The organism is uncultured Boseongicola sp. (assembly GCF_937988555.1).
Lineage (GTDB): Bacteria > Pseudomonadota > Alphaproteobacteria > Rhodobacterales > Rhodobacteraceae > Boseongicola.
Genome location: NZ_CALJXO010000317.1, coordinates 1 through 11,547, shown reverse-complemented (window position 1 = coordinate 11,547; position 11,547 = coordinate 1). Strand labels below are relative to the sequence as shown.

General features: G+C 55.0%; 12 protein-coding genes and 1 tRNA gene. 5 read left to right on the top strand and 8 right to left on the bottom strand.

Annotation, left to right across the window (positions count from 1 at the left end; genetic code table 11):
• Both Q1B15_RS19010 and Q1B15_RS19005 read left to right on the top strand, forming a co-directional pair.
• Positions 1 to 479 (top strand): ABC transporter permease subunit (locus Q1B15_RS19010; RefSeq protein ID WP_299756750.1); only part of this gene is annotated, 479 nt, incomplete at its 5' end.
• 2 nt (positions 480 to 481) lie between these two features.
• Positions 482 to 1,555 carry an ABC transporter ATP-binding protein gene (locus tag Q1B15_RS19005; protein ID WP_299756748.1) on the top strand — a complete coding sequence of 358 codons (1,074 nt, stop codon included), beginning with the start codon at positions 482 to 484 and terminating at the stop codon, positions 1,553 to 1,555.
• Here the strand turns inward: Q1B15_RS19005 and Q1B15_RS19000 are convergent.
• The 7 genes from Q1B15_RS19000 to Q1B15_RS18970 all read right to left on the bottom strand — a co-directional run bounded on the left by Q1B15_RS19000 (position 1,552) and on the right by Q1B15_RS18970 (position 9,374).
• The gene (locus Q1B15_RS19000) at positions 1,552 to 2,391 is read right to left on the bottom strand and encodes an inositol monophosphatase family protein (RefSeq protein WP_299756745.1); all 840 of its coding nucleotides are present in this window, start codon (positions 2,389 to 2,391) and stop codon (positions 1,552 to 1,554) included. The genes Q1B15_RS19005 and Q1B15_RS19000 overlap by 4 nt on opposite strands.
• Positions 2,392 to 2,586: 195 nt before the next feature.
• Positions 2,587 to 4,140 carry an alanine/glycine:cation symporter family protein gene (locus Q1B15_RS18995; RefSeq protein WP_299756742.1) on the bottom strand — a complete coding sequence of 518 codons (1,554 nt, stop codon included), beginning with the start codon at positions 4,138 to 4,140 and terminating at the stop codon, positions 2,587 to 2,589.
• Between the two features lie 10 nt (positions 4,141 to 4,150).
• Positions 4,151 to 4,588, bottom strand: coding sequence for a universal stress protein (locus tag Q1B15_RS18990; protein WP_299756739.1), 438 nt, complete (start codon positions 4,586 to 4,588; stop codon positions 4,151 to 4,153).
• 1,079 nt (positions 4,589 to 5,667) lie between these two features.
• Positions 5,668 to 5,744 (bottom strand) — tRNA-Arg (locus tag Q1B15_RS18985).
• Positions 5,745 to 5,792: 48 nt separating this feature from the next.
• On the bottom strand, positions 5,793 to 7,193 hold the full coding sequence (locus Q1B15_RS18980) for a HAMP domain-containing sensor histidine kinase (protein ID WP_299756737.1): 1,401 nt from the start codon (positions 7,191 to 7,193) through the stop codon (positions 5,793 to 5,795).
• Between the two features lie 21 nt (positions 7,194 to 7,214).
• Entirely contained in the window at positions 7,215 to 8,633 is a 1,419-nt protein-coding gene (locus Q1B15_RS18975) for an FAD-dependent oxidoreductase (protein WP_299756735.1), read from the bottom strand.
• 3 nt (positions 8,634 to 8,636) lie between these two features.
• Positions 8,637 to 9,374 (bottom strand): VTT domain-containing protein, encoded by a 738-nt coding sequence (locus Q1B15_RS18970; RefSeq protein ID WP_299756733.1) that lies wholly within the window; start codon positions 9,372 to 9,374, stop codon positions 8,637 to 8,639.
• A gap of 286 nt (positions 9,375 to 9,660) precedes the next feature.
• Between Q1B15_RS18970 and rpmH the strand changes: the two genes are divergently transcribed.
• From rpmH to yidD, 3 genes are all read left to right on the top strand, one after another.
• Positions 9,661 to 9,795, top strand: a complete 135-nt coding sequence (gene rpmH, locus Q1B15_RS18965) for a 50S ribosomal protein L34 (protein WP_012177012.1) — start codon at positions 9,661 to 9,663, stop codon at positions 9,793 to 9,795.
• Between the two features lie 77 nt (positions 9,796 to 9,872).
• On the top strand, positions 9,873 to 10,217 hold the full coding sequence (gene rnpA, locus Q1B15_RS18960) for a ribonuclease P protein component (protein ID WP_299756731.1): 345 nt from the start codon (positions 9,873 to 9,875) through the stop codon (positions 10,215 to 10,217).
• A complete protein-coding gene (yidD, locus tag Q1B15_RS18955; protein WP_295450985.1) occupies positions 10,214 to 10,435 on the top strand; it encodes a membrane protein insertion efficiency factor YidD in 222 nt (73 codons plus the stop codon). Before rnpA ends, yidD begins: the two co-directional genes overlap by 4 nt.
• A 910-nt stretch (positions 10,436 to 11,345) precedes the next feature.
• On the opposite strand, the gene Q1B15_RS18945 is transcribed toward yidD, so the two are convergent.
• Positions 11,346 to 11,547 (bottom strand): lytic transglycosylase domain-containing protein (locus Q1B15_RS18945; RefSeq protein WP_299756728.1); only part of this gene is annotated, 202 nt, incomplete at its 5' end.

Here is an 11,547-nt window from a genome sequence, read left to right as displayed (position 1 = left end):
TCGGCGTAAGCTACATCCTTGCCTTCAATGTGCCGCCAATCGAGATCACGGGAACAGGCATCATCCTGATTGTGAGCTTCATTTTCCGCAATATGCCGGTCGGCGTGCGCGCAGGGATTGCCTCGATGAGCCAGTTGGATAAATCGCTGGACGAATCCTCGCTGACGCTCGGCGCAAATTCCTGGCAGACGTTCCGGAAAATCATTTTGCCATTGCTCCGACCGGCAATTCTGGCCGCTCTCGTCTATAGTTTCGTGCGAGCCATGACGGCGATTTCCGCAGTGATTTTCCTAGTCTCAGCCGAATACGATATGGCCACCAGCTACATCATCGGACGCGTTGAAAACAACGACTACGGACTTGCGATCGCTTATTCCACAACGCTGATATTCGTCATGCTGGCGGCCGTTGGTTTGCTACAGATATTGGTTGGGCGCACCAAAATCGGACGCCGTACGCAATTCGAGGCAGGAGAATAATCATGGGCGAGACACGCATTGCAAGCAAAGCAGCTCCGGTTCGCTTTGAGAATGTCTCCAAGCGTTTCGGTCGTGACGTCGTTGCTGTGGATAGCATCGATCTGCATGTGGAGGCCGGGAAGCTTGTGACGCTTCTTGGGCCTTCGGGTTGCGGGAAAACAACGACGTTGCGGATGATCGCCGGTCTGGAGATGGCCTCCGAGGGGCGTATCCTGATCGGAGACCGCGATGTCACGACCCTGCCCGCGACGGACCGCGACGTGTCGATGGTGTTCCAATCCTACGCCCTGTTCCCGCATATGAGTGTCCTTGAAAACGTCTCATACGGCCTGACCTTCTCGGGCTTCTCAAAGGCGGAAACACGAGAGCGCGCGCTTGCAGGTCTTGAACTGGTCGGTCTCAAAGGTTTTGACATCCGCCTTCCAAGCGAGTTGTCGGGCGGTCAGCAGCAGCGGGTTGCCGTGGCGCGGGCCCTGGTTCTGGAGCCGCAGGTTCTTTTATTCGACGAACCCTTGTCCAATCTGGACGCCAAGCTTCGTCGACAAGTGCGCGAAGACATTCGGGCGATCCAGCAAGACCTTGGTCTTACCGTGGTTTATGTCACGCATGATCAGGAAGAGGCTCTTGCCGTTTCGGACGAGATTGTGGTGATGCGGAATGCCTCGATCGCGCAGATCGGCACGCCCCGTCAGCTTTACGACGCACCGGTTGACCGTTTCGTCGCAGACTTTATCGGCGAGGCCAACATCGTCCCCTGTAACCTCGACACCGTCGAAGGCGACCGTGCCACGATCTCGGTAGATAATTACACCCACAACTTGCCCGCCCGTGGCCTGAAAGTAGGTCCGGCAAAGCTTGCTGTTCGCCCCTCGCGGATCGTGATTGGCGCAGACGGCGGCTTTCCCGCCAAGGTCGCCAAAGCCACCTATGTCGGGGTGCGGATGGAATACACGCTTGAGGCCAGTTTCGGCACGATGTTCGCGGTGCAAGATGACGTCGACAATCCGCTTGAGGTCGGCTCGGATGTGTCCGTTGGCTTTACAGAAAAGGGTCCGGTTCTTTTGCCCGAGGCCTAATCGGCCTGACCGAAAGCCGTCTTCGAGATGTCCAAAAGCCGATCAAAGACTGCCGGGGTCCCGACAACCACCCGCCCGCCGTCCCGTATCATTACGTCTGCATCCTGGGGTTCGACCCGGCCACCGGCCTCGGCCACAATAAGTTGGCCTGCAAGGCAATCCCACGCGTTCATGTGCTCTTCAGTATAACCCAAAAGCCGTCCGGCTGCGACGTAGGCCAACGATAGGGCACCGGAAGCGTTGCGATAGAACATTGAGCCTTCACTTACCACAGCGGCCACCAATCGCAGGATGCCTTGGTCGTCGACCCGGTTGGAATACCCGATCCCAACAGTGCCCTCTGACAGCGATCGGTCGTCATCAAGGCTCAAGGCAACACCGTTCAATGTCGCTCCATGTCCTTTGGTCGCAACGAAGGTTTCAGCGTTACAGGGGTCATGGATCACACCAAGTTGCGTTGCTCCGTCCCGCACGCCTGCAACCACCACCGTCCACGCCGGGATACCGTTCACAAAGTTCGTTGTTCCGTCGATCGGATCAATCACCCAAGTAAATCCCGACGTGCCGGGTTTCGGCGCGTGCTCTTCGCCGACAATTGCATCGTCAGGGAAGGATTTTGCCAGCAAGTCTCGCGTCAGGAGTTCGACATTTCGATCGGCCTGCGAAACAAAATCCTGATGCCCTTTGCGGTCGATTACCAGTTGGTCCTGATCTTTGAAATATTGAGCCGCCAAACGTCCAGCTTCATGGCATATCTCGATTAAAACAGCGGCGCGGTCGGTCATGGTCATCCAATCAAAATCTGAACTGCCCAAGCCTACGACAAGACGAAGCATTCAACAAACCGACATTCGAACTGTTTGGGCACTTAGATCAAGTGAGCGGGCCTTTGGCCTCTGCCAACTTTCTTGAACAGCACGGGGGGCATGCCGAACGGTTCAAAGTCCGCCCTCGTCGACATTGCTCGCAATGACAAAGGCTTTTCGCAAGAGTGTCCCCGACGCAAAACAGATTGCGTCGGGGACCATCGCTTAGTGAGTGAACTTCTTGATCTCGCCATTTTCCAAACGCGATGCGTAGGAGAACAACTCTTTCTTCACCACCTTCATCAGGAAGTAGAGACAGAAGATGTTGACCACCGCCATTGCGAAGATCGCAGCATCAGAGAAGTCGATGACCGGACCAAGGCTTGCGGCAGCGCCGATAACGATGAAGACGCAGAAGATGACCTTGAAAATCAGTTCAGTCGTTTTGCCTTCGCCAAACAAATAGGTCCAGGCTTTCAGGCCATAATAGCTCCACGAGATCATCGTGGAGAAGGCGAACAGAACGACCGCGACTGCCAACACATATGGGAACCAACTGATGCCCGACGCAAAGGCTGCAGAGGTCAGCGCGACACCAGAATTGCCGTCTATCGTTGCAACGGCCGTGCCCGCTTCGTTCAAGACGTAGTTGCCGCTTGCCGGATCAATGATCAACTGCTGCGATATTACAATCACAAGCGCTGTCATCGTGCAGATGACAACAGTGTCGATCAGCGGTTCAAGCAAAGAGACAAAGCCCTCGGTGATCGGTTCTTTGGTTTTCACCGCAGAGTGCGCGATTGCCGCAGATCCAACACCAGCTTCGTTCGAAAACGCCGCTCGCTTGAAGCCTTGGATCAAAGCCCCGACGAAACCACCAGCGACGCCAAGACCCGTAAACGCACCGTCAAAGATCTGACCGAAAGCCCAGCCAATTTTATCATAGTTTACCAACAAGATTATCAGCGCGGCGCCGACATAAAGGATGCCCATGAATGGCACGACTTTTTCGGTGACGTTAGCGATCGATTTAATACCGCCAACGATGACCGCAAAGACCACACCAGCGAAGATGATCCCGGTAATCCAGCCCGGATAGTCGCCGAAAATGCCGGAAATCTGGGCATGTGCCTGATTGGCCTGAAACATATTGCCACCACCAAGGGCGCCGAGAATACAGAATATCGAAAAGACGACAGCGAGGATTTTGCCGCCTGGCAAGCCCAATTCATCGAAGCCCTTCGAGATATAGTACATCGGACCACCAGAAACTGTGCCGTCCGGATATTCGTTTCGATACTTCACACCAAGCGTACATTCGGTGAATTTGGACGCCATCCCAAGAAGGCCCGCAAGGATCATCCAGAAAGTCGCACCCGGTCCGCCAATGCCGACGGCCACCGCAACGCCCGCGATGTTGCCGAGACCAACTGTGCCTGACAACGCAGTGGCAAGCGCCTGAAAGTGGCTGACTTCACCGGCATCGTTGGGATCGGAGTAGTCGCCTTTGACAAGCTGAATAGAATGCCGGAAAAAACGAAACTGAACAAAGCCAAAGTAAAAAGTGAACACTGTGGCCGCGACGACGAGCCACATTACGATCCAGGGAAAGCTTGTTCCCGGAAAGGGTGCGAAGATCAAACTTACAAAAGGACCAGTCAGGCTGGCAAACGCCTCATTGACCTTGGCGTCAATGCTCATCGCCTCTTGAGCCGCCAGCGGACTGGACGCCAAAGCCGCAGCAACGGACGTCATCCAGAGTTTTAATGTATTTTTCATAATTGTCCCTTTATCCGACGACCGTGACCGGCACTTCTGCGTGCATGACGAGGCTCTGTGTCGAGCTGCCGAAGATGCGCTTGGAAAACCCCCCAGAAGATGTGCGGCCAACGATGATCTGTGATCCGCCGTTTTCCACTGTGAGTTTGTTCAACGTTTCAGCAACGTCGCCGTGACGAACAAGACCGCTCGCGTTAAACCCCGCCGCCTTCAGCGCGGCCACAGCCGGCTCGACGATCCGTGTTTCGGCAAGCTTGATCTCTTCTTCGCGCCGATTATGGCGTTGCTCATTCTCTTCTGCTGTTTGGAATGTGAATGGTGACCATTCAATGACGTAAGCGGCAAGCAACTCACAAGCACCGATCTTGGATGCCAAGTTTTTTGCAAATTCGAGTGCGCGTTCACCGGCATCTGTCCCGTCAAGTCCAATGACAATTTTGACTGTCATCATATCCTCCGTGTTCGGTTTTCTTATTACATTTTGGAGGGCGATCGCCCTCAGCCGAGGCGGAGGAAACAAGCCACCGCTCCCCGACACCGCTGTGTAGAGTATTAGTGATTATCAATAGTCGTTGGGGACTTATTCAAGCATATTTCAGGCCTTATTCCTAAAAATAGGTCAAAGATTAGGAAAAATAACTATTGAGCGGGGAAAAGGGAAAATTCTATAAAAGAATTCTGGAGGAACTGGAATTATATGGTGGCCCGCTCAGGTCGGGCTTGTTGGGTATCTGGACCTGAAAATAATGCCCTTCTCCGAGCGCATTTGGCCTCGGGACAATTACACCTATCCTCTCGCGGGAGTGCACGTTTGAAAAGGGCGAAGTTAGGCTGCGGGCACTTGCTTGGTGTGCCAATGAGAAAGGACCGTTGTCGGATAAGCCCCAGTTGCACGGTGTGACGTCGCAACTTTTGTGCTGGTGACCCAAACATAAGTCGTCGTTGACTGAACAACCATCAGCTAAAGCTGGTGGGATCAACAGGAACAGTTGAAACTGTTCTTTTTTAAGAGAGCGCCTCCGGCGCAAGTTTGGATTTCTTTTCCGATTAGAAATCAAAGGGTTTAGACCGATGAGTGGATACTAAATCCCGGTATTTTGGCGGGATGCTCATCGAAACTGCGCCCCTCGGGTTCACCTTATAACTTTCAAATAGCGAGGGCGCACAAGGGTGCCGCATCAAGCCGCTCACACAAAGACTGTCACCGCCGGGGCAAAAGCTCAAAGAGGCGTAAATCGGCCATTTCCGGCCGTTGTAGAGCCGTATTTCGCAGAAGGCCGCTCGCGTGCCTAAGCCCGGGCAATACTCGCGCCTTATGGCAGACGGTCTATCAATTTTTCGCCCACGAAAAACCGGGACCGAATACATATCAATCCCAATTTATTTCCCAAAAGTATTATCGGTGAAAGGGAAGTGATGCCTCCGAATGAAAATGCTCGAACATTCCGGGCTCTCGTCGTTTCTGCAAAACGACTGCCGTGCATTCCTCGGGATCGGATGGTGCCGGTATTTCTGTCGAAAGGCCTGTGGTGCGCTGGGGAGGATTCGAACCCCCGGCCCCTTGATTCGTAGTCAAGTACTCTATCCAACTGAGCTACCAGCGCACGGGCTTGGCATCTAAAGCCGGATGAACGGCTTTGCAAGAGACAATCTTATTCTGCCGCCTGATCTTCGGTTACAATCGATTTTGGCAGCTCGATGATGAAAACCGTCCCGTCTTCTCCGGTCTTGTCCAGTCTCAAAGTACCACCATGACCGCGCACCAATTCGGCCGCAATTGCAAGGCCAAGACCAGCCCCTCCTTTGCGGGCGCCACCCTGAAAAGGGGTGAACAGATGTTCGCGCGCTTTCGCCGGCAGGCCCGGACCATTGTCACGCACCTCGATGGTCCAAAGTTGACTAGACTCTCCTGCACTCACCGTAATCACGCCGCCGCGCTTTGCCGTTTCCAACGCCTGACGGGCGTTGCGAATAAGGTTCGACAGGACACGATAAAGCTGTTCGGGGTCGGCCCGTACGATCAAACCCGAAGCGACATGTTCCTCGAAGCGAATATCGTCCGACGCCGCAAGTCGCTCGCCTTCCACCGCGTCATTGACGATTGCCGCTAATGCGATGCGATTCAATGCCGGGGGCGGTTCCTCGGCTTTTCCGAACGCAAGCGTGCTTTCGCACAAGTTCACCGCACGCCCGATTGACCCCATAAGCTTTGGCACCATGCGCGTCACCACCGGGTCTTCGCTCGACTCGATGCGGTCTGCAAAAAGCTGTGCGGTCGTCAGTATATTGCGTAGATCGTGACTAACTTTTGCCACTGCGCTACCCAGCGATGCCAGCCGCTCGCGCTGTCGCAGCAAGCTCGTCAGCTCAGTTTGCATGGATTTCAACGCATGTTCCGCGTCGCTTAGTTCGCGCACCGACGCGCTTGGCTGAATTATGCGTCGTGCGTCTTCGGGCGCAAAGGCGTAACTTTTCATGGCCTTCACCACGCCTTCGATCGGCTTCACCAGCAATTGCCTGACTGCAAAGAATAAAAGCGTCGCCGTGAAAATGGAAATCACGGCTGATAACAACAAAATCCGCAATCCATAGTCCAGCATCGCGGCGCGCAACGGCTCGGTCGGCATGGTGATCTCGATAAGTTGGCCTGCATCCCGCGTTGGATTACCGATTACCCTTACGACTTCGTATGTAGGGTTCCACAGCCGCTTCATCGCATCGATGATAAGCGTTCCCGCAGGCGCATCGCGCAGATCATAGGTCGCCGCAATCGGTGATGGCATATCAGACGCAAGCACCAGTTGCCGCACTTCATCTCTCCGCAGCACGACATTAAAAACACCTGCGTTCTCAAGAAGTTCCACTTCCAATTCCGCGTCGATCATATCATTGGCCAAAAGCGCAAGGGACGCTATTTGTGCACGCTCCAGGCGATTCATCATGTAATCTTCACGAAAACGCGCAATGGACGGCACGAAGATAAATATCTCCGCCAGCATCACGAACAAGATCGTGAGGGCTAGGAACCGTCCAGAAAGCGTATTCAGGAACATGCGACCTCAAAGCTGTGGGTGTTAGGGTAGATACTTCTGAACGAAACCAACGACCCGTTTAACTGTAGGATTATCAAAAAGTTTGGGAGAGAAATAGGCCCCTGCTGCACGCTTGTTGATTTCTCCAAATGTTGGATAGGGCGCTACCATTGCGGCGACAGCACTCATCTTCAATCGGTTTGCAATTGCAAGCGCCCAGACACCGATCAACTCACCGGCATGCGCGCCAACAATCGTGGCACCGACGGGTTTGCCCTTCACCACCATGACTTTGATGAAACCGGTTTTCTTACCCTCTGCAATGGCGCGGTCGTTTTCGTCGTAGTCAAAACGGGCTACTGTTAGGGCATGATTTCCGTGCGTCTTTCGGGCATCGGCTTCTGTCAGTCCGACCTGCGCCAATTCGGGATCAGTAAAAGTCACCCAAGGGATATGATCCGTACGCTGCTTCGACGGCAACCCAAACAACATCGAGCGGATTACGACACCGGCGTGATAGCCCGCAACATGGGTGAACTGAAGTCCCCCAGCCGCGTCGCCCACGGCATAGACCTTCTTGTTCGTCACAGACCTAAGGTCCGCTCCCACCTTGATCGCCCGATCATGCGCGACATTTGCCTTATCAAGATCCAAATTGTCGATGTTCACTTTGCGCCCAACCGCCAAAAGAAGATGAGAACCAGTGAACGTGTCTTTCGGTGTTTTCACAGAAATGACGCCGCCAGCTTTGGAGATTTCCTCGGCCTGGGCCTCTTCAACAATTTCAACACCTTCCGCCCGCAAACTCTCAAGGACGATCGTCGCCGCTTCTGGGTCGTCTTTGCCCATTGCCTTTGCGCCTTCGATCACCGTCACTTTGGAACCCAGCCGGACATGCGCTTGCGCCATCTCCATACCGATGGGACCACCGCCAATAATAATCAGATGGTCGGGCTTTTCGCGCAGATCAAAGATGTTCTCGTTCGTGTAATACGCAACGTCCTTCATACCCGGGATGGGCGGCACAAACGGCCTTGACCCAGTGGCGATCACGATCCGCCGCGCCGTTATGATAGTCTCGCCTGCCTGCACTTCGCTCGGACTTATGAACCGGCCAAATTCGCGGATCACGTGCACGCCAAACCCTTCGAACCGCTCCTGACTATCGACGGGTTCGATTGTCTCGATCACTCTGCGGACATGGTCCTTGGCGGCGGCGTAATTCACGTCCGGCATTACCGGCGTCACACCGTATTTTTCACCAGACCGCATGGCATGGGCCTGCTTTCCGGCCGCGAGCAATGCTTTGGACGGCACACACCCATAGTTCAGGCAATCTCCACCCATTTTGTGGCCTTCAAGCATGACGACCCTTGCGCCCATCTGCGACGCACCAGCAGCGATGCTAAGACCGCCCGAACCTGCTCCGATGATCAGCACATCTGTCTTGATACGTTCCATGGCTCAAATGCCTTTCTTGCCGCGCATGGCCTTCAAAATGATGGGAAGTGTTGCAAGCGCACAAAGGCCAAGGATCGGCAGAAGAATGTGCGGTTCGAAGATGATGCCAAGGTTAGGCGTTTCACCGCGCGCGAATACCTCCCCCAACCCTGAACCGACTGATGTGTAGACGAGCGCACCGGGAATGATGCCAAGAAATGTCGTGATGACGAAACGGAGCAGCGGCACACCGACCAACGCAGGCACAAGATTGGCTACAAAGAACGGAACAGCAGGCACAAGGCGGATAAGGAAAAGCGCCTCCCACTGATTGTCGTCTATGGCGATCTTGATCTTTTTCACCGCGCCTCCTGAAGAGTCCATTTTTGCGGCAAGCTTTTCCCCAAGGCCCCAGCGAGCCGCCAGAAAAATGATCATCGCACCTACAGTCGCGCCCGTAATATTGAACAACGCACCGGGGAACGTGGCGAACAGGAAGCCGCCTGTTAGGGTCGCAATGGTTGCTCCGGGCAGCGAAAACGCCACGATCACGATGTACGCGAGAACGAATGCCAACACCGTGAGAACATAGTTCGCATCCCGAAAGGCGATAAGCTCGTCACGGTTTTGCGCAAGTGCATCAAAGCTAAGGTAGTCACGCAAGGTGAACGCGCCGATGGCAGCAACCAAAAGGATCCCAAGCAGTGGCAATCTACGGGCAAAATCGCTTTTTTCGCGGAGGGGAGCGGTCATATCGGACATTCCAAAGGCTTTCGTTGGTGTTTGTTGTTGTGGCAGAAGATGTGGAGAGCCGGGGGAGATTGTCAGGTCGATCACGCCCGCTTGAAGTCGGGTGAGGCTTTGCCCTACTTTCCCGACCAAAGACCGCGGGAATGAAACATTTGCCGCATCAAATCGGCCCGATTGTTGCAATTCGGGGCCGCAGCGGCGTTGACTTGCCTGCACGATCCACTTAGAGACCGGGCTTCGAAGCACATCAGGGAGCGAATCCGTTCGGGATTTGCCCCATAAGACCCGGAGAATAGCGATGAAGCGCACATTTCAACCGTCAAACTTGGTCCGTAAGCGGCGCCACGGTTTCCGCGCGCGGATGGCAACAAAAGCGGGCCGTAAGATTCTGAACGCTCGCCGCGCCCGCGGGCGGAAATCGCTAAGCGCGTAATTCGTTGCGACATGACCTCGATACAACCGCCGCGGGCAACCGCTGGCGGTTTCGTCGTCTCGCAGAGTAACCCGACAATGTCCCTGCCCGGCCTGACTATCCTGACAAAACGCGCTGACTTTGTTGCAGCGTCGCGAGCGCGGCGCGTATCGCGTCCCGCCTTTACGGTTCAGATGCGCAAGTCGGAGAGGCCCGAGGGGATCCGTGTCGGGTTCACCTGTTCGAAAAAAGTCGGCAATGCCGTCGCGCGCAACCGGGCCAAGCGGCGCCTGCGTGAAGCAGCCCGGCTCGTTTTGGCAAAGCAAGGCAAATCCGGGTGCGACTATGTCCTGATCGGCAGACGCGATACGACCGCATCGCGCCCGTTCGACCAACTTTGCCATGACCTTGAAACGGCTTTAAAAGACCTGCACGCCACATGAGCCCGTTTGCGCATATCGTTGCCCTCCCAGTGCGTGCGTATCGGTTGGTCTTTAGTCCATGGGTCGGCTTCAATTGCCGATATCACCCGACCTGTTCCGCCTATGCGCTTGAGGCGCTCGATAAGCACGGTGCGCTGAAAGGGATGTGGCTGGCTACAAAGCGTATTGGGCGGTGTCACCCGTGGGGCGGGACCGGGATCGACAACGTTCCCCCTTAAGACAGCTACCTGCGCACCCAGGCGTAATTTGCGGGATAGAATTTCTGCTCGGACCACAACGAATGTAGCATCATCGCTTGGTCTGAAAAACTGTCCTCCATTGTATCGCAGCACCAAATACGATCCATGCGGAAATGCCGGAAACCACTTCGAAATTAACACGCGGCGGCGATCATAACGCACTCGAGGTGATAAATGACCGCCACCGGCCGACCGATGCGCGTGGTCTCGATTTCATCCCCGTTCCGGTAGGTCAGAGGCAATTTGCGTGCTTTACGGATCGCGGCTCTCGAGGAAGCGACCCAGACGCAGCCTTTCGTCGGATCATCAATCAGGCACCCCATGGCGCAACATGAAGGCGAGTTTCTTCGTCTTGAAATCCGTCGATCTTCTGATTGATCCGCAACGCCGCTCTTTTCAGAAAACTGTCCCCAGTTCGACCAACCATCCTCAGCCCGACACGAAGCGCCTCACCTGCCTCATGGTCGAAATTAAGCGGTGCAGATCGTAGCCGCGACGCATGATGTAGCCGACCCCTGCCTCCCCTTCGTTGGGAACACGCATCGCCTGAAGTGCCGCTATATCCCAATAAACTGGCGTTTGGACTCTTCAAATGGTTCGCTCAGCGCTTCAGCCGACAGCGGCCGTGGTGCCGCGCGCAACAGCTGAATGACTTCGAACATCCGGGAAGTACTTTGCATTGGCTTGCTGCTCTCTAGGCCTGTTTGTGACATGTTGCCAGACCATGCTGACAGCTGTATGTCAGCAGCAGTTTGGTTGGGTCTTCCGAGAGGCGGAGGGCCCCGATCACATACTATGATCACGCTGTGAGGATGGCGCACCGCCTTGGCCCTTGGGCGAAAAAAGTCTACTCGGAGACGGAACGCAAACACCTCGCTATGCCTGCGTGTTACTCGCCGAGGATGGTTCTGACGTAGTCTTGCGTTTCTCTGAATGGCGTCACATCACCGTATTTCTCAACCGCCCCCGGACCGGCGTTATAGGCCGCCAAGGCAAGTCGCCATGTCCGGAAGCGCGCATCTTGCTGCGCAAGATATCGCGCGCCACCTTCAAGGTTTTCGCTCGGGTCGTCCGGATTGACCCTGAGAGCG